This window comes from Psychrobacter cibarius (genome assembly GCF_904845955.1).
GTDB lineage: Bacteria > Pseudomonadota > Gammaproteobacteria > Pseudomonadales > Moraxellaceae > Psychrobacter > Psychrobacter cibarius_B.
In genome coordinates this window covers 1-18214 of record NZ_CAJGYX010000006.1, presented here as the reverse complement: position 1 = coordinate 18214, position 18214 = coordinate 1, and the positions used below count along the sequence as shown (strand labels likewise).

Here is an 18214-nt window from a genome sequence, read left to right as displayed (position 1 = left end):
CAGTGACGTTGGTATTATTGCAGGGTAAAAGTACAATGCTACTTGATTTTAATAAGAAGCCTGAGCCGCAGATTTGGCTTTTGCCTCAGCATCTTCTTGCGTGTCAGCCAATGGCGGGATAGGAATGTCCTGGCGAATTTGTTCAGAGAACTCGCGGCTGTTTTTGTGACTATTAACGCCAGACTCTAGATTGATTTGATTATTGAATCCTTTAACCTTTGAGTTGATATGGGTACGCGCGTACCATGTATCCATTGACCAAGGCTGTCCAGTCTTTTCTGGAGTAGCGTCAAGCATACCGACATCATATAGATAATTTGGCAGCCAGCCAGAGACCCAAATCCGATAATCCCACGGCAGGCGATCGCCACTGACGATACGCGCCATATAAAAAATGATATTGGTGCAATTACTGAGTAATGTGTTGTACCAAGCAGGCTTGGTATTCAATTCATCGGCAGCAGTTAAGTAAGATTCAAATAGTGACTTGACCTCGTGCTGCTGCAAGTTGCTAACGGGAAATAGATAAACTTGCTCGCCACGCGCATTCGTTCGGGTATAAATAATATCGCGCTCTTCTGCGGCAATCAGGCTCAGCTCATAGCGTCTAAAAAACCCTGCCAATGCCGAAAACGATTCGCCTTCTTCTTTACGAATCTCAAACGAGAAAGCAAGCGGTCTATCGTCTTCAAAACGAAAGCTGACCAACGTATGAGCAATCAGTGGACCCATCCAGTAAGAGTTGGTGACATCGACGCCAGATAGTTTGGACATATCAATGGTACGTGTGTCCCAGCGTTCGGTCGCCTCCGTGTCGGTATGCCAATCAAAGTTACGTACATTGGTTAGGGTCACTAAATCAGGATTGGTTGCATCGCGCTCATAGGTGACCCTTTCACTTACCTCAGCCATCCAGTCGCGCTCTTGTTGGGGTTCAATAGAAAAAAACCAGCCAACGCCTACCAACCAAATAGCGCCATATAAAGCGGTTAACCATTTATTTGCTGACTTGCTATTTATGGTTGCTTTACTGCTGCGCTGTTTATGATCAAAGCGCTGAGCTATTTTTGGCCAACAGCGAACGCCCAGTAAGGCTGTCAATACACCAACAATGAAAAGTGCGGCTAACCAAGTGATGGCAGAGCCTGCCCCAAACTGATACCAAATCGCCAGCAATAACCAGACGGCTGACAGTAGCAAGGTAATAATGATGAAAAACTGTACAAGATAATATCGCCATGTAGGTATCGGTTGGCGACCATTCGCAGTGTTATTTTTTAAGCCTTGTCTATTCGAACCATGATTATTTGGCTCAAGCGTGTCCAAGCCGTTATCTGAACGATGGCTATGTGAGTGCGGCGTGAGCAGGCGAGAGAAAAAGGAACGTAGCGACATAGGGTGTGCTTTGGTGTGTGAAGGCTTTGACCATAGCAAAGTTTATAACGTACTGACAATACAATTTGAGTGAATTTATCGTTGAATGTCGGTGAGCCTTGCGCTAAAGTGAAGCTACTTTGATGTGCTCTATTTATAATTTAATAATCAAAGATCTATTTTATTTGCTGTATTCATCCCCATCTACGTCTGTTATTACGTATTATTGTTTTTACGTATTATTTTAATTGTTATTAACTAAAGAGGTTAAATCACATCACCATGTCTGACGACACTCCCAGCCCGAGTAGTTGGTCGATGCGCGGCTTAAAACGCTGGCTATCGACCGCCCCCGAAACCCGTGACGAATTGATTCGTCTGGTACAAGACTCGCGCCAGTTCTTAGAGCCTGATACCGTCGATATGTTAGAAGGCGTGCTGGATCTGCCTGCGACACAAGTGCGCGAAATCATGACTCCGCGCCCGCAAGTGGTTGGGCTGCACGAAAGCACCAGTCTCGCTGAGGTGATGGATATCATCCTTGAGACCACCCATTCGCGCTATCCTGTCTTTGACAGTCAAGATGATGATGCCGTCATTGGCATTTTATTGGCCAAAGATTTGATTCCTATTCTTGTGCATATGGTGCGCGATCAAGAAGATAAAATCGATAGCAAACGTTTGAGAGATCTGGTACGTCAGCCGCTATATATTAGTGAGACGGCACGTTCTGATACCTTGTTACGCTCATTGCAGCGTACCCAAGTACATATGGCGATTGTCGTCGACGAATTCGGCAACTTTGGCGGTGTCGTTACCATGGAAGACTTGCTTGAAGAGATCGTCGGCGACATCGTCGATGAGCATGATGACTTCGATGAAGACAGTGATATCAATAACATCGTCGCTGATCCTGAAAAGCCAAATACGTGGCGTGTGCAAGCGTCTACCGTGATTGAAGACTGTAATGATGAGCTTGGCAGTCATTTTGATGATACAGATGTCGATACCATGGGTGGTCTAGTCATGCAGGCGCTTGGTTATGTGGGTGATTTGGAAGGTGAAAGCGTGGTGATAGATGATTGGAAAATCACTATTACTGATGTTGAAGGGCGTTTTATCCAAAATCTTGAGCTCACCAAAATCAATCCTGATCAGCAAATATTGATAGGCAGTCATTGATGTGTCGATAGCGACCTAAACATTGTTTGATATACTCAAAAAAACACGATTGCGGTCGTGTTTTTTTGTGTTTGCTATTGGGTATTTGCTACGCAATGTTACCTATTAATGGGTTGAGACTGGTATCATGGGCGGGTTTAACTTTTAGATACTGTACAAAACACAATACGGTCTGCTTCAGCTTGGTTTTCATCTGAATGTTGACGCTTAAAATTTTGAAAAATATGGTTTTGGATAACTGCTATGCGCCTGTCTACTGTTGATTTACAAAAACGCCTGAACCCTGATAAGCCAAAGGGTTTGCCTATAGCGCTGACGGTATTGATTGCGTTGTTGGCAGGTGCGGTGTTTATATTTGCACTGGCGCCTTATGGCATTTGGCCACTGGCGCTAGTGTCGCCTGCTATTTTATACGCCTTATTGATGCCTGATATGAGTGGCAAGCGTGCTTTTCTTATCGGTCAGGCGTACGGTACGGGACTTTGGTGCGTTGGTGCATTTTGGTTATACACCTCTATTCATGTCTATGGCGATACGCCAGCATGGCTTGCGCTGATTATGATTGCGCTGATGGGGCTAGGCATGGGGTTATTCCATGGCTTTTTGGCGTTGGTTTTCAACCGTATGGTCGGTCGTCAGCCGTTGTCGTTTGCGGCGCTATGGATACTCCAAGAATGGCTGAAAACGTGGCTGTTCACTGGATTTCCGTGGTTGTTTGTTGGTTATGCCTTTACGGAGCAGTATTGGTTATCGTCATTAGCACCAGTCGCTGGCGTCTTTGCAGTGTCTTTTGTGGCGGTATTATTGGCAGCCAGTTTGGTTGAGCTATTGCGTCGCCGTGGCGGATATATGATTCCGTCGATAGCATTGTTGGTAATTAGCAGCGCGTTATGGTTGATTAATCCGCAATGGACGAAACCAAAAGGTACGCCTGATTTGTCCGTGTCCTTAATCCAAGGTAATATTCCACAAGATTTAAAATGGCTCACCGAATATCAAATAGAAACCCTGAAAATTTATGCAACTCTGACAAGTACTGAGTGGGATCGCGATATCGTCTTATGGCCAGAATCCTCGATTCCTATGTTTCAAGATGAAGCGATTGGCTTTATCAGTGAAATGGTTAAAATGGCCAAAGAAACAGATACCACGTGGGTAACAGGTATTCCTTATAGAGATTTAGAAAACTTTGACCCAAAAACGGATAAATATCCGCCATTTTATAATAGCGTGGTTGCGCTAGGTAGTGACGCTGAGGGCATGTATAAAAAGCAGCGCCTGGTACCATTTGGTGAATATATTCCCTTCGAAGGCATGTTAGATATCTTGCCAAACCTTGCTGGTAGTCAAGAAATCATGAGCTATAGTCGTGGTAGTGACAACCAATCACCGCTGCGTGTACGTGGTCATAATTTGGGCTCAGCAGTCTGTTATGAAGTGGCTTACCCTGATACCACTCGTAAAAACGCGATTGGCACGGACTTCTTATTGACCATCTCAAACGATGCTTGGTTTGGTACGTCGGCAGGTCCATTGCAACATCTGCAAATGGTGCAGATGCGCGCGCTAGAGAATGGGCGTTGGTTTATGCGCGCGACCAATACGGGCGTGACCGCGATCATCGATCATAAAGGTCGTATCGTCGAGCGTGCACCGCAGTTTGAGCGCACGGTATTGCGCGGTGATATTCAGGCGCGGGTTGGTAATACACCTTTTATGAGCTTCGGTAATTATCCGATTCTCTTTATCATTACGCTGTTACTTGTCTTGAGCTACTTTGGTAAGCGTGGGATGCCGCAACCGCGTTTGGGTAAGTCGCTAAAATAATTGGCTATTATTACCAGTGATAATGAATCGCTCGAATGGGTTATGATAATTAACCACAAAAGCGAGTGGCAAAGTTTGTTGATAATAAATCCTTTAAATACTTAAGGGTTTTAACAAATCGGTACGAATTGCGATATAATAGACCAATATTTTAAATATTTTGTGCAAGGTGGATAAGGTATGTCAGAACATATTGTCGAAAACAACCCTAAGAAAGAGTTCTTATTTGCTTTAGGCGGTGTTGCCTTATTTTTAGGTATCGTCTTACTTATTGGTATTTCTGGATTTTTGCGTCCAGCAGGCGAGCACATTACTGCTGAGACAACCGAAACCTCAGCGGCGGCTGATGAAGCAGAAGCGATTGCTGCTGAAGACACTGCGCCAGCTGAAACAGCACCTGTAGCCGCGGATGCTACAGCGACTGATACTGCTGCAGATGCAAGCGTCACCCCAGCGACCGATACTGATAGCGCTGTGGTTACCGCAGAAGCGGGTACTGCCACTGCTTCCGGTACAGTTAGTCAAACTGCGGTTGCAGATGCTGATCTAACGGCTGAGCAAGCAGACGGTGATTTGGAAGCGGGTGATACCACTGATGAAGCGGTAGCGGCACAGTAATATACGTAAGTCGATGCTACTTTTTTAAAGTATGGCTCGACAAACCGCTTTGCTTAAAGTCCAAGTATTTTCGCTTAAAGCCTAAGTGTTTTTGCTTAAAGCCTAAGTATTTTCGCTTAAAAACTAAGTATTATGGCGATATTATTGTAATACCATAAGCACAACAGCGTCGTCATCAATGCCATTGATGCTAAAAATAAAAGCCCGCTTTCAGCCAATGATAGCGGGCTTTTTTGTGGGTATTTGTGTAATTATTGACCAATTATTTCTTTACTTGATTATATCCAAGTGAAACAATGATGCGCCTATATGACCGCTTGTCGGGATAATTATATATTTGGTCGTTAATACAGTGGTCTTTAAAGGAATAAAGTTATGAGTACAGAATCAAAGTCAGAGGTTAGTGCTGCTGAATTGGCAGCACTAGATAATGGATTTATGGGGCACCCTAAGCCGCTACGTCCATTGTTTTTCACAGAAATGTGGGAGCGATTCTCTTATTATAGTATCCGTCCACTATTAGTATTATTTATGGTAGCGACCGTCGGTAGTGGCGGTTTTGGTTTCGATGAAGTTACAGCTTCTGCTATCTATGGTATTTTTGCTGGTTCGTTATATTTAGCGGCAGTACCGGGTGGCTGGTTGGCTGATAATTGGCTCGGTCAAGAGCGTGCACTCTGGTGGGGTAGTATTATTATCGCCCTTGGTCATTTGTGTATCGCACTATCCGCTATGTTTGGGATGACGCTGTTTTTTGTGGGTTTGATGTGTATCGTTCTCGGTTCAGGCTTATTTAAAACCTGTATCTCTGTGATGGTCGGAACGTTGTATCCCAAAGGCGATGCACGCCGTGATAGTGGCTTTACTCTATTTTATATGGGTATCAATATCGGTGCGCTACTGGCTGCCCTTATCGTTGGCGTATTTAAAGAAAAAGGGATGTGGCATGTAGGCTTTGGTGTCGGTGGTCTTGGCATGTTAGCTTCACTATTGATTTATCGTTTTTCAGCTAAAAAAACCTTAAATCGTTATGCTCGTGCCAAAAACATTACGCCTGAATGGGAACAAACGACTGGACGTTTCAAAAATGTAGGTCGCTGGGTTGGCGGGTTTCTCGCGCTACTTGCTGCTATTACTGTCTTAGTGTCGACTGGTATTATGCCATTTAACCCTGAAATGGTTGCTCAGTATATGACTTACCTCATTGCAGCAGTCGTCATATTATACTTTGCTGTCATGTTTATTTCACCGCGATTGGATAAAACTGACAAGCTACGTTTGTTAATTTGTTTTATCTTAATCATCGGCTCGACGCTATTTTGGTCAAGCTTTGAGCAGCAGCCAACGTCTTTTAACCTGTTCGCCGATCGCTATACAGACCTGAATGTTTTAGGCTTTGAAGTGCCTAGTATTTGGTTCCAATCGCTTAATCCCTTATTTATTTTAATATTAGCACCGATCATCAGCATTGTCTGGGTCAAGCTTGCCAATCGAGGTCTTGAGCCAAATAGTATGGTAAAGTTTGCGCTTGGTATGTTGTTTGCCGCTGCAGGCTTTGCTTTGATGATATTTGCCTCAAAAAGCATTTTGACTAGCGATGGTGGATTGGCTTCACCTTTATGGTTAGTGGGTAGTTTATTATTACTGACTCTCGGTGAGTTGGCGCTCAGTCCTGTTGGTCTGTCTGCAATGACTAAGCTTGCGCCAAAAGGCATGCAAGGTCAGATGATGGGGCTTTTCTTTGCTTCTCTTGCTTTAGGTAATTTGGTTGCTGCGTTCTTTGGTGGTCAAGTATCAGCGGATAAGATCGAAGGATTACCGGGCTTATTTACGATGATGACGATCTTTTTGGTGGTCACAGCCGTTGTCTTATTGGCATTAGCCAAACCGATCAATAATATGCTGCAAAAAAGCGAGCGTGCAGATACGCTGAGCTAATTCAGACACACGGTTAACGGATTTAGGGTCAATAGCAATACCAGCAAAAATGTTAGATGGCGAGACGTGTTACCATGATTGGTAGCACGTTTTATGGTGACACTTAGTAAGTTATTGCCCCCACGCTATTGAAAGTACGCTTTCCGCCCAAACATCTAATGATGCTCTGCTGTAATGCTCCTAAAAATAGTTAGCCTTATCTATCTGGTCATTGACAACACTTTAATTTTTAAGACATTGAGCGTCTTACGCAGGTTGTTTAGATGCTAAGCATTCAGTGAATGATGAATAACTAACGCCTAAAACAGTTTACTCGCTCAAATAAGACGACTATCCATAGTCGCCTCACAATATGATTTTTCCAAATCTTATTTTTTAAAATCAATAAGGACACCTTTTATGAATAAACAAAGCATCCACGATCGTATCGACAGCCTACGTCAGGCGTTGGTAGCACAAGATCTGACCGCGATTATCGTACCGTCTGCTGATCCGCATTTATCTGAGTATTTGCCAGAATATTGGCAAGCGCGCTTATGGTTATCAGGATTCACAGGCTCAGTCGGTACGCTCGTTGTTACCGCTGATTTTGCTGGATTATGGACGGACAGCCGCTATTGGGTACATGCCGCTGACCAATTAGAAGGTACTGGTATTAGCTTAGAGAAGCTTGCACCGGGTCAGCCAAATCATATTGATTGGCTCGCCGAGCACTTGGCTGAGGGTGATAGCGTGGCAGTCGACGGCAATGTATTGTCTATCTCTGAGCAAGATAAATTGTTAAATGCCTTTGATGCCAACGACATTACCTTAATCACTGAGCGTGACGTATTGACAGTAATATGGAGCGATCGTCCAGCGCTACCTACTGCCAGCCTATATCAACACGATGCGCAGTTTGTTGCGCAGTCTGCTACCTCAAAACTTGCCGCTGTACGCGCAGGTATGGCTGAGGCAGGCGCAACCCATCACTTGCTTTCAAGCTTAGACGATATTGCTTGGTTGACCAATTTACGCGGCGCTGATGTTGATTATAACCCTGTGTTTTTGGCACATATGCTCATTAGCGAACATGACGCGACATTGTCTATCGATAATAATAAAGTCAGTAGCGAGATAGCACAAAGCTTAAAAGACAGCGGTATCGCCCTTGCTGATTATGATGCTGTGCAAGATGCGTTGGGCACATTGACTGCTGATGACTTATTGCTATTAGACCCAAGTAAAGTGGCAGTGGGTACGTTATCTAAAATGGGCGATGGCATAGGTTTTATTGAGCAAATGGCGCCAAGTACGTTGCTAAAATCGGTTAAATCTGACGCTGATATCGACCATGTGCGTGAAGCCATGCGTCAAGATGGCGCGGCATTAAGTGAGTTTTTTGCCGCATTTGAGCAGCGTTTAGCAGACGGTGAGCGTTTAAGCGAGCTGGACGTTGATAGTATGCTCATCGAAGTGCGCAGTCAGCAGCCACATTATGTATCGCCAAGTTTCCCGACTATCGCAGGCTTTAATGAAAATGGTGCGCTGCCGCATTATCGCGCAACACCAGAAAAATTTAGCTACTTAGATGTCAATGAAGGTGAGGGTGGTTTATTACTCATTGACTCAGGCGCTCAATATCAAAACGGCACGACTGATATCACGCGTGTGGTCGGTATTGGACAGGTAAGCAGCGAACACAAACGTGACTTTACCACCGTACTCAAAGCCCATATTGCCTTAGCAAAAGCACATTTCCCCGATGGTATTGCTTCACCACTCATCGATGCGATATGCCGTGCACCATTATGGCAGGCACAGATGGATTATGGTCACGGTACTGGTCATGGCGTTGGTTATTTCTTGAACGTCCATGAAGGCCCACAAGTGATTGCTTATAGTGCCAGCATGCCGAAAGAGCGCGCTATGAAAGAGGGCATGATCTCAAGTAATGAGCCTGGTCTATACCGTGAAGGAAAATACGGTATTCGTATTGAGAACCTGATGGTTAATAAACGTGTTGCCCAACCAGTAGAGACGGAATTTGGCGACTTTCTTAATTTTGAGACCGTCACTTATTGCCCAATTGATACTCGTTTAATTGAGTCGTCATTATTAACTCAAATCGAAATTGATTGGTTGAATAATTATCATAACCAAGTCTATGCAGAGCTAAAAGATCGTGTTGAAGGTGCAGCACTTGACTGGCTGACTGAGCGTACTAAAGCTATCTAAAGTAAACGCTCATATCGACGAATCTAAAATGAAAAAACCCCCGTAAAGTTTACGGGGGTTTTTTAGTACTAGGAATTTATTACTGAGGATTTATTGCTAAAAGGTGATGCGTAGGAAGCAGCGTTTAGCTTGGTTTAGACTCTTTGTCAGTTCCTGCTTCATCTTCGCTTAGATTTTGAGTCACTTCAGCACGTAACCAAGATTTTAAATTCTCAGACATTAGCATCATTTGCTCACTGAGATAATCATCAATTTGCATTTCCAGCTCACGGATCATCTCTTGATGCGTAGTACTTAGTTTCGCATCTTTCAGTGCCAGTTTGATGGCGGCGCTGGCTTTGTCATTGACCGCTTTTATACTGTGGTCGTCATTGATATGCTTGTCATGAGCGACATTAGCATGTTCACTGATGGTTTTGTTCTCAGAGCTGGTAACAAAGTTGTTATCAGCATTAGATTGCGTCGCAGCCGATTTTTCAACATTTTGGTCTTTTTCAACCGTGTTATCAATGCTGAGCGATTCTGAATCACTCGCATCATTGGCATTCATAGCAGTCGTTTTATCAGCAATATTCTTCTTTTCAGCGGCTATTTGCTCAGTTTTCTGTTGTTCTTTTTGCGCGGTATCTGCTGCTTCACGAAGTTTGGTTTCTTCTTTTAATCTAGCACTTTCTTTTAATCTGGCATCCTCTGCCGCTTTTACTTTTTGTTGTTCTTCTCGCTGCTGTTTTTCTGCGGTCGCTTGCTCTTCGGCTTTTTTGTCAGTAATGGCTTTAGCGATGGTTTGCTCCGCTTCATGGTTTTCGTAGAGCTCATCGATGTGGGTATCCAAATCATGAGTATTAAAGACAAAGCTTTCAAATGGGGTATCGTTTTGCAGTAAGGTGGTGATGTCTTTTAGCTCTTGGGTAATTGCTGCGCGAATAGGCTCAGGCGCACACGTCCAGCGCTGGTAAAACTGATGGGAAAATGAGTAGCTTGACATGGTATCGTCCATAAATGTTCCAAAAATTACCCCTTATCATACGCAAATACGATAAGGGGCTGCAAGTGGACAAACGTAGCAAATCTGACACCAAGGTTACAACGACTGATATGGTGAGTTTTATACCTTAATGATTCACGGGCCAGCGCGCAAATACTAACGAGCCATTGGTACCACCAAAGCCAAAGCTATTGGATACTGCATACTGTAAATTCTCAACTTTGCGCGATTGGTTGGCGACATAGTCGAGGTTGCAGTTGTCTTCCACATTGTCCAAATTAATGGTGGGTGGCACATGCTGATGCTGTAGGGCAAGGACGGTGAATATGGCTTCAACAGCACCTGCAGCACCAAGCAAATGACCCGTCATCGATTTGGTTGAGCTGACCAAAATGCGGTCTTTGACTGGAGCAAAAACGGTTTCAATAGCAATCGATTCAGCGACATCACCCGCAGGGGTGCTGGTGCCATGAGCGTTGACATAACCAACACTCGATGGCTCAATGCCTGCATCATTGAGGGCATTACGCATCGCTCTTGCCGCACCGCTGCCATCTTCAGGGGGCGCGGTGATGTGACTGGCATCATCACTCATCCCAAAGCCGACCAGTTCAGCGAGTATGGTTGCACCGCGTGCTTTGGCATGAGCGAGGCTTTCTAGTACTACCATACCCGCGCCATCACCGAGCACAAAACCATCACGGTCTTTGTCAAAGGGACGCGAGGCTTTGGTCGGTTCGTCATTACGAGTTGAGAGGGCATGCATGGCACCAAAACCTGATATGCCAAGTGGGCTAGAGCCTTTTTCACTACCACCTGCTAGCATGACATCGGCGTCACCATAAGCAATCAAACGTGCAGCGAGACCCATCGCATGGGTAGCGGTGGTACAAGCCGTCGATGTCGCAAGGTTGGGACCTTTTAAGGTATGTTTAATCGCCACTAAGCCTGCTGCCATATTTACAATAGAGCCAGGAATGATAAAGGGCGAAACTTTCAAAGCGCCTTTTTCTCGTAGCGTATCACGACTGTTTTCAATGGTTTGGATACCACCAATACCTGAGCCTAAAATAATGCCGAATCGCTCTTGATCGACATTTTGCACAGGTGCATCAGCAGCACTTACTTCATCGATAAAACCAGCGTTCTGTAATGCCATACTAGAGGCGGCAATACCATAATGAATAAATTCATCATAGCGTCGCGCGTCTTTGGCATTCATATATTGCTTGGCATCGAAATCCTTGACCACGCCAGCAATTTGAGCGCGATAGCCAGTAGCATCAAAATGTGTAATTGGCGCGATGCCGCTATCACCATTGAGCAGCCTAGTCCATGAGCTATCGACGTCGAGTCCCAAAGGTGTCAACGCACCCATACCCGTAATTACGACGCGCAAGTCATCGCTACGCTTATAGTGCGGTAGTTTCTGACGCGGTTGATACTCTGCTGTTGCGCTAGCATCATTGGTAGCTTGATCAGTAAGTGAACTGCTGTGTTGGCTCATGCGATATATCCTATACTTACAAGTCCTAAGAGGAGGGTATTTCAGAATTCATTATAAAACACATAAGTGCACGTGTGTAAACTAAAATTTGACCAGTCAGGCGAAACAAACCTGACCCAAAACCACGCCTTTACTGGCGCCGGTGACAGCTGGTAAGTTACCCGTTTCGCCCATCAGGGTTTGTCGTGCGAGCCATGCAAAGGCGACGGCTTCGACCCACGCTGGATTCAGTCCTAAGCTTGCGGTGGTCTCTACTTTGCAATGAGGCAAATGCGCTTGCAAGCGAGTCATCAAATAATCGTTTAATGCACCGCCACCACAGACGTAAACCGAGCTATTTTCATGAGCATTAATAAACATATTAATTTGCATGCTGGCACTCATCGCTGTCAGCTCAGTAAGCGTCGCCTGCACATCCGCTGACGAATAGCGAATATGGGCAGATGCCTGATCGAACTTTTGCAGCTCATCCTGTAGCCATGCTAAGTTAAAGTCTTCACGCCCCGTGCTTTTCGGATACGTTCGCGCGAAAAACGGATGTTCTATTAGCTGATTAAGTAGCGGCTCAACCACTTGTCCAGACTGCGCCCACGCGCCGCCATCATCATAATCTTTATCAGTATGCAATGCCGTCCACGCATCCAACAATAAATTGGCAGGACCCGTATCATAACCAATCGCAGGACTATCGTTTGCTGGCAAGACTGTGATATTGGCAATACCGCCTAAATTTAATAACACGCGCGTGCTATCAGGCGTGGCAAATAACGCTTGATGAAAAGCTGGAACCAACGGCGCTCCTTGACCACCAACCGCCATATCACGGCGGCGAAAATCACTGACGACGCTGATGCCAGTACGCTCAGCGATGATATTGGCATCGAGCAATTGCAAGCTAAAGCCCAGTTGCGGGCGATGGCGTACCGTTTGACCGTGACAGCCAGTCGCCAACACCGACTCTACATCAGTATTCGATTGCTGCAATAAATTATTGACCACCTCGCTGGCAAATTCAGCGTATTCTTTACTTGCCCAACCGAACCAGTCTAATTCGCTGTTTGGTTCACCCTCTGCGGGTATTAATTCTTGAACACCATTAGGCTGACATAAAGCCAATAACACTTCACGCAAACGCGGCGGAAACTCTTGGCTATGAGTTGCTAACAGTCGCATCGGTTGCTGGGTATCTTTTTCAGCACTACTATCACTACTAAACTGACAAAGAACCGCATCCATTCCGTCTAGACTGGTGCCAGACATCATGCCGATATATAAACCATCATCGAAGTTTTCAAATACCGTTTGCTCAAGTGCATCGGTCAAGGTGGCATAATTTAAATCGTCATCTAAAGTTTTATCCAAAGTGTTATTTAAATTATCGTCATAATTTATAGTTGAATCATTAGTATCAGCAATCGATGCAGGGTTGGTCATGGCAATTTACCTTAAAAAACGCTAGTATATCTCTCAAATTCTAACATCTTTTACTGGCTACGAGATTCTAAATAGCCCAAACGCGTTACCCTTTTAATAAAGACAATAAAGAGAGCATCATGACCACGCAAACCTACACCCTAGAAGAACAGCTTGCCCTGATCCAACGCGGTACACAAGAAATCCTATCTGAAGACGATCTGATTAAAAAGCTGAAACTCAATCGCCCGCTACGTATCAAGGCAGGTTTTGATCCTACTGCGCCTGACCTGCATTTGGGGCATACCGTGCTGATTAATAAACTCAAGCATTTTCAAGATTTGGGTCATGAGATTTACTTTTTAATCGGTGATTATACCGCCAAGATTGGCGACCCTTCTGGCAAAAACAGCACCCGTCCGCCATTGACCGACGAGCAAATCAAAGTCAATGCGCAGACTTATGCTGAGCAAGTCTTTAAGATTTTGGATAAAGAAAAAACCAAGATAGTCTTCAACTCTGAATGGTTCAAGGATATGTCAGCGGGCGATATGATTCAGCTTTCTAGCCAGCTGACTGTCTCGCGTATGCTTGAGCGCGATGATTTCTCTAAACGCTATGCTGCGCAAACGCCGATTGCGATTCATGAGTTTTTATATCCATTGGTACAAGGCTATGATTCTATCGCCCTAAAAGCGGATGTCGAGCTTGGCGGTACTGACCAAACCTTTAACATCCTAATGGGACGCACCCTGCAAGGTCGTTATGGTCAAGAGCCACAAGTGTGTATCACCGTGCCATTCTTAGAGGGGCTAGATGGCGTTAATAAAATGTCTAAATCCCTGAATAACTATGTCGGCATTTATGATGCACCGGGTACCATGTACCAAAAACTATTGTCTATGCCAGATACCTTAATCCGTCGCTATTTTGAATTTTTAAGCTTTCAGCCGATGGAAGAAGTCGAAGCGTTGATGGCTGAGATGGAAAATGGTCGCAATCCACAAGAAATCAAACGTATTCTTGCTGAAGAACTAATCGAGCGTTTCCACGATGCTGATGCTGCCGCTAATGCGCACAAGTCAGCAGGTAACGTACTTGCCGATGGTGAACTGCCAGTCGATTTACCAGAAGTGACCTTAGATTTGGAAGGGCAGGACGCATTATTTATCACGCAAATCTTAAACCAAGCGGAACTGGCTAAAAATAGCTCATCGGCTAAAGACATGATTAAGCGCGGCGCAGTAAAAGTAGATGGCGAAGTGGTCGATGCGAGCTTTAGCTTAACGTCTGGTCAGACAGTCGTTATCCAAGCAGGCAAAAAAGCATATGCGAAAGTGACGGTAGCTTAATAAGTGACTGGGACAAGCTATTGGTATTAAGGATAAGGTCGACATTGATTGTCGGCCTTACTTATTTTGCGATATGAATTTATTGTGACAGTATTTGATTCGTGAATTTATAACAAATTAGGATTCAATCATGATAGAAAAAACGGTTCCCCAAGGTATTTACCGCCATTATAAAGGCAGCCTTTACCAAGTATTGCATACTGCTCAGCATTCGGAAACCGAAGAATCGCTAGTCGTTTATCGCTGTCTCTACGGCGAGTATGGCGTATGGGTGCGACCATTAGCGATGTTTACGGAAACTGTTGAAGTTGACGGTGAGCAATTACCACGATTTGAGTTGGTTAAAGCCTTAGCTGATTAAGGTCGGAAAAACACTTAAAACTTATTGCTCAAATAAAAAGCGTCTGTTAAGGACGCTTTTTTTATATAAATGAAGCGGTCAAATGAATTCAAGCACGCACTCTATGCCGCTATTCGCTAGCAAATGATTGTAATAGGGGATATATATAATAGATACTATATATACTAAATGATTAATAAGGATATCAGTCTATGGGCAAGCTGACGTTACCATTGCTTGATAGCAGCCTATATCCACAAAGCTTGCAGCAGCAAAAATTTGCTAATCCGCAGGCACTATTGATGGCAATGCTGATAGCAGATATCACGCCAGATGCCAATTTTTTACTAGGCAATTACTAGCTAATGATACTTATCAAGACTGGATTAATAGCAGTGTATTTGGGCGTTATTTACATCGTAATTTTACGGCGTTCTCTCCGCAAACAGAAGACAGTTTCCATAGTGATATGCCTTCGCTGTTTCGTCAGGAATTGATGCGTCACGCGCAGTATTTACCGCTAGAGCAAGTATTGTCTTTTGCAGGTGATATGCCAAAAAGCGTGCGCCAAACAAAGGTTTTAAGCACAACCATTAATCCTGCCACAGTCATCATTAATGCTCAAAAATTAAGTGCAAAAGCTACGATGGATACTTCGACCATGGTTATCAATCAGATAGTGATTAAAGGTAAGCAAGTGGTAGGGTTTCCGATACGCCATAATAAACGCACTAGCGAGCGTTTGCGTAATGAAGTGCTGATTTTGGATTTTCAAGAGTTGCGCTTGGTTAATGAGATGAATATCAAAGGCAAAAAAAGAAGCAACATAGGTGAGACTATATTGCTTCGGTCTTATGAATTATGTTAATGAGCCAAACGGTCAGATAAAGGTTTAAGAATCTTGCTTGGCAATCGTCAGCCCGTTATAAGTTTGCGCAACTGGCATTACTTCTAAACGATTGACGTTAATATGAGCAGGCGATTCAATCAGCCATAATAAAATATCGCTAATATCATCGCCGGTCATGGTTTTAAAGCCGTCGTAAACCTTGGCGGCTTTATCGTCATCGCCGTGGTAACGGACGTTTGAAAACTCAGTGCCCGCGACATTACCCGGTTCAAGGTTGGTCACGCGCACTTGCGTACCAATTAAGTCAGCTCGCAGATTTAAGCTAAATTGTTTTACAAAGGCTTTGGTTGCACCATAAACGTTACCGCCAAAGTAAGGCCAACTGCCCGCAATCGAACCGACATTAATGATATAACCGCTATCGCGCGCTACCATTGCTGGCAAGACTGCATGGGTCAGTGCCATCAACCCTTTCACATTGGTATCAGTCATACGCATCCAATCATCAAGACTGGCATTTTGCGCAGGTTCTGTACCGAGTGCCAGTCCCGCATTATTGACCAAGACATCGATTTGACTAAAGTTGTCAGGCAAATCAGCAATGATTTGCGGGATAGTAGCCGTGTCACTCACATCCATGACCACAGGTAAAAATGCTTCGCCTAAAGTGTCTGCTAAAGCATTCAGCTTATCTAGGCGTCTGGCACAACCAATTACGCGATGACCATTGGCAACCAAACGCTCGGCCAGCGCTTTACCAAAACCTGCGCTTGCTCCTGTAATCAATACGTTCATCTTATATCCTTATCATTGATGTTTTGTACCTGTGTCATGGGTGTTACGACGACGGCTAGTCTTGATTTACTAGATTTTTTTTACTTGTTGAATAATTGCTTGCCAAAGATTTTATCGCCCGCATCGCCTAAACCTGGGATGATATAACCATGTTCATCTAAATGGCTATCTAGTGCAGCGGTATAAATGGTCACGTCAGGATGTGCTTCATTGACCACACGTACGCCTTCAGGTGCCGCAACCAATACCAATGCTTTAATATTAGTACAGCCATTTTTCTTTAACATCTCGATGGTCGCGACCATTGAGCCGCCAGTGGCTAACATTGGATCAATGATAAGGGCTGGGCGTTTGTCCATATGGCTGACAAACTTTTCAAAGAACGGCACCGGTTGTAAGGTTTCTTCATCACGTTGCAAGCCGACGACAGAGATTTTTGCTGTAGGAATCAAATCGAGCACGCCGTCCAACATGCCAATACCTGCCCGTAAAATAGGTACAATCGTTGCTGTCTTACCGATGATTTGCTCACCAGTGATTTCACCACACCAGCCTTGCATTGGGAAGGTTTCGATTTCAAAATCACGGCTTGCTTCATATGCCATCAAGCGTGCAAGCTCTTTGGTCAACGTGCGAAACTTATAAGTGCTACAGTCTTTTTCGCGCATAAGGCTGAGTTTATGACGGACTAACGGGTGATCAATGACGGTGATTTTTAAGTCGCTCATAAGGTTTCTCTTGGTTTTTGGTCTGATGCTTGCGCAGTTACTGCGGTTGCCATTAGTATAAAAGATACAAACACTTACTGCACTTCAACCTTATATCTGTCTCACAAATAGTAAGCTTGCTACTTTGATAATAAAGTAAGCTAAATATATTTATAGCAGGGTTGGTCTTATTTAAGCCGACTATGTTTGACTATAATCGCGCCCTAATAAATGAAGCAGTGTTTAGGCTTGCTATGATAGCAAAAAAACCGCTTTTCTGATGAAGAATCTTATGACTACACAACCATATCACACTCATAATAATACGCATAAAACCGATAACAGCTTAATATTATCTGAAGCCCAAGCAACAGAGGTAGAAACGCATCCGTTCGTTCCCGTTTTACCACCTAATGCTACGGTAATGATGATGGGCACTTTTCCACCGACCGCTGATAAATGGGCAATGCCATTTCACTATCCAAACTTTTACAATGACATGTGGCGTATCTATGGTAGTGTTTTTTTTGATGACGTGGATTATTTTAGAGTAGGGGATGAGAAGCGCTTTGATCCTGAGCGTATTCGCGCCTTTATGTTCGAGCGAGGAATTGCTTCTTGTCCGACCGTCAAGCAAGCGATTCGTGAAACGGGCAATGCCTCAGATAAGAACTTAACCGTCGTCACACCCGTTGACCTAGATAGTATATTGCCACAAGTGCCACAGGTTGAAACCTTATTTACCACGGGCGGTAAAGCAACAGAAGTGCTGCTTGGTTTATTAGCCGAGCCACCTGCTAAATCCAAGTATCCTAAGACCAATCAAAGTATGGATTATCCTTACCAATGGCAAAACGATCACAATCGAAAAGTGGATGTAAATAATCTTACCTTATATAGGTTGCCTTCAACGTCACGCGCCTATCCTTTAGCCTTAGATAAAAAAGTCGCTGCTTATAAAGAATTCTTCAAAAAGATAGGCAAGCTGTAATGTAAAGTTGCCATTTATAGAAAGAGGTAAGAAATTTTAAGGAAAAAAAGCTATCCTTGCTCAAGACCTCATACACTGCCGCCCGATTGAAGCAAAAGTAGCGTCGCCATTCTGCCAA

The 18214-nt window shown here is 44.3% G+C and carries 16 protein-coding genes; 10 read left to right on the top strand and 6 right to left on the bottom strand.

Annotated features, from left to right (window positions below; all coding sequences use genetic code 11):
- Positions 1-48: 48 nt before the first annotated feature.
- Positions 49-1395 (bottom strand): Lnb N-terminal periplasmic domain-containing protein, encoded by a 1347-nt coding sequence (locus JMV76_RS11685; protein WP_201502815.1) that lies wholly within the window; start codon positions 1393-1395, stop codon positions 49-51.
- A 261-nt stretch (positions 1396-1656) separates the two neighbouring features.
- Here JMV76_RS11685 and JMV76_RS11680 point away from each other — a divergent pair, with 261 nt between their 5' ends.
- From JMV76_RS11680 to JMV76_RS11660, 5 genes are all read left to right on the top strand, one after another.
- Positions 1657-2556, top strand: a complete 900-nt coding sequence (locus tag JMV76_RS11680) for a CBS domain-containing protein (RefSeq protein WP_045445952.1) — start codon at positions 1657-1659, stop codon at positions 2554-2556.
- Positions 2557-2799: 243 nt separating this feature from the next.
- Entirely contained in the window at positions 2800-4383 is a 1584-nt protein-coding gene (gene lnt / locus JMV76_RS11675; RefSeq protein ID WP_201502814.1) for an apolipoprotein N-acyltransferase, read from the top strand.
- 180 nt (positions 4384-4563) lie between these two features.
- The gene (locus JMV76_RS11670; protein WP_060491940.1) at positions 4564-5001 is read left to right on the top strand and encodes a hypothetical protein; all 438 of its coding nucleotides are present in this window, start codon (positions 4564-4566) and stop codon (positions 4999-5001) included.
- 375 nt (positions 5002-5376) lie between these two features.
- Positions 5377-6939, top strand: a complete 1563-nt coding sequence (locus JMV76_RS11665) for a peptide MFS transporter (RefSeq protein WP_201502813.1) — start codon at positions 5377-5379, stop codon at positions 6937-6939.
- A 399-nt stretch (positions 6940-7338) separates the two neighbouring features.
- Positions 7339-9156, top strand: coding sequence for an aminopeptidase P family protein (locus tag JMV76_RS11660; RefSeq protein WP_201502812.1), 1818 nt, complete (start codon positions 7339-7341; stop codon positions 9154-9156).
- A 124-nt stretch (positions 9157-9280) separates the two neighbouring features.
- On the opposite strand, the gene JMV76_RS11655 is transcribed toward JMV76_RS11660, so the two are convergent.
- From JMV76_RS11655 to JMV76_RS11645, 3 genes are all read right to left on the bottom strand, one after another.
- Positions 9281-10153, bottom strand: coding sequence for a hypothetical protein (locus tag JMV76_RS11655; RefSeq protein WP_201502811.1), 873 nt, complete (start codon positions 10151-10153; stop codon positions 9281-9283).
- 115 nt (positions 10154-10268) lie between these two features.
- On the bottom strand, positions 10269-11648 hold the full coding sequence (fabF, locus tag JMV76_RS11650) for a beta-ketoacyl-ACP synthase II (RefSeq protein ID WP_201502810.1): 1380 nt from the start codon (positions 11646-11648) through the stop codon (positions 10269-10271).
- A gap of 96 nt (positions 11649-11744) precedes the next feature.
- On the bottom strand, positions 11745-13082 hold the full coding sequence (locus JMV76_RS11645; protein ID WP_201502809.1) for an anhydro-N-acetylmuramic acid kinase: 1338 nt from the start codon (positions 13080-13082) through the stop codon (positions 11745-11747).
- A gap of 119 nt (positions 13083-13201) precedes the next feature.
- Here JMV76_RS11645 and tyrS point away from each other — a divergent pair, with 119 nt between their 5' ends.
- The 4 genes from tyrS to JMV76_RS14900 all read left to right on the top strand — a co-directional run bounded on the left by tyrS (position 13202) and on the right by JMV76_RS14900 (position 15621).
- Positions 13202-14413, top strand: a complete 1212-nt coding sequence (tyrS, locus tag JMV76_RS11640) for a tyrosine--tRNA ligase (protein WP_201502808.1) — start codon at positions 13202-13204, stop codon at positions 14411-14413.
- 130 nt (positions 14414-14543) lie between these two features.
- Entirely contained in the window at positions 14544-14774 is a 231-nt protein-coding gene (locus JMV76_RS11635) for a DUF1653 domain-containing protein (protein WP_045452466.1), read from the top strand.
- A 191-nt stretch (positions 14775-14965) separates the two neighbouring features.
- A complete protein-coding gene (locus tag JMV76_RS14905) occupies positions 14966-15115 on the top strand; it encodes a hypothetical protein (RefSeq protein WP_227690354.1) in 150 nt (49 codons plus the stop codon).
- 107 nt (positions 15116-15222) lie between these two features.
- Positions 15223-15621, top strand: a complete 399-nt coding sequence (locus tag JMV76_RS14900) for a hypothetical protein (protein ID WP_227690352.1) — start codon at positions 15223-15225, stop codon at positions 15619-15621.
- Positions 15622-15645: 24 nt separating this feature from the next.
- On the opposite strand, the gene JMV76_RS11625 is transcribed toward JMV76_RS14900, so the two are convergent.
- Positions 15646-16398 (bottom strand): SDR family NAD(P)-dependent oxidoreductase, encoded by a 753-nt coding sequence (locus tag JMV76_RS11625; protein ID WP_201502807.1) that lies wholly within the window; start codon positions 16396-16398, stop codon positions 15646-15648.
- Positions 16399-16478: 80 nt separating this feature from the next.
- Positions 16479-17126 carry a uracil phosphoribosyltransferase gene (gene upp / locus JMV76_RS11620; RefSeq protein ID WP_045445969.1) on the bottom strand — a complete coding sequence of 216 codons (648 nt, stop codon included), beginning with the start codon at positions 17124-17126 and terminating at the stop codon, positions 16479-16481.
- A 403-nt stretch (positions 17127-17529) separates the two neighbouring features.
- Here upp and JMV76_RS11615 point away from each other — a divergent pair, with 403 nt between their 5' ends.
- Positions 17530-18096: a DNA glycosylase gene (locus tag JMV76_RS11615; RefSeq protein ID WP_353511612.1), complete on the top strand. Its 567-nt coding sequence runs from the start codon at positions 17530-17532 to the stop codon at positions 18094-18096.
- The last annotated feature ends 118 nt before the right edge of the window (positions 18097-18214 follow it).

Excerpts from the sequence above, each read along its gene's own strand:
- JMV76_RS11670 (WP_060491940.1), top strand. The coding sequence starts at position 4,564 with ATGTCAGAACATATTGTCGAAAACAACCCTAAGAAAGAGTTCTTATTT.
- JMV76_RS11635 (WP_045452466.1), top strand. The coding sequence starts at position 14,544 with ATGATAGAAAAAACGGTTCCCCAAGGTATTTACCGCCATTATAAAGGC.
- upp (WP_045445969.1), bottom strand. The coding sequence starts at position 17,126 with ATGAGCGACTTAAAAATCACCGTCATTGATCACCCGTTAGTCCGTCAT.
- fabF (WP_201502810.1), bottom strand. The coding sequence starts at position 11,648 with ATGAGCCAACACAGCAGTTCACTTACTGATCAAGCTACCAATGATGCT.
- JMV76_RS14900 (WP_227690352.1), top strand. The coding sequence starts at position 15,223 with ATGCCTTCGCTGTTTCGTCAGGAATTGATGCGTCACGCGCAGTATTTA.
- lnt (WP_201502814.1), top strand. The coding sequence starts at position 2,800 with ATGCGCCTGTCTACTGTTGATTTACAAAAACGCCTGAACCCTGATAAG.
- tyrS (WP_201502808.1), top strand. The coding sequence starts at position 13,202 with ATGACCACGCAAACCTACACCCTAGAAGAACAGCTTGCCCTGATCCAA.
- JMV76_RS11685 (WP_201502815.1), bottom strand. The coding sequence starts at position 1,395 with ATGTCGCTACGTTCCTTTTTCTCTCGCCTGCTCACGCCGCACTCACAT.
- JMV76_RS11655 (WP_201502811.1), bottom strand. The coding sequence starts at position 10,153 with ATGGACGATACCATGTCAAGCTACTCATTTTCCCATCAGTTTTACCAG.
- JMV76_RS11660 (WP_201502812.1), top strand. The coding sequence starts at position 7,339 with ATGAATAAACAAAGCATCCACGATCGTATCGACAGCCTACGTCAGGCG.
- JMV76_RS11645 (WP_201502809.1), bottom strand. The coding sequence starts at position 13,082 with ATGACCAACCCTGCATCGATTGCTGATACTAATGATTCAACTATAAAT.
- JMV76_RS14905 (WP_227690354.1), top strand. The coding sequence starts at position 14,966 with ATGGGCAAGCTGACGTTACCATTGCTTGATAGCAGCCTATATCCACAA.
- JMV76_RS11615 (WP_353511612.1), top strand. The coding sequence starts at position 17,530 with ATGATGATGGGCACTTTTCCACCGACCGCTGATAAATGGGCAATGCCA.
- JMV76_RS11665 (WP_201502813.1), top strand. The coding sequence starts at position 5,377 with ATGAGTACAGAATCAAAGTCAGAGGTTAGTGCTGCTGAATTGGCAGCA.
- JMV76_RS11680 (WP_045445952.1), top strand. The coding sequence starts at position 1,657 with ATGTCTGACGACACTCCCAGCCCGAGTAGTTGGTCGATGCGCGGCTTA.
- JMV76_RS11625 (WP_201502807.1), bottom strand. The coding sequence starts at position 16,398 with ATGAACGTATTGATTACAGGAGCAAGCGCAGGTTTTGGTAAAGCGCTG.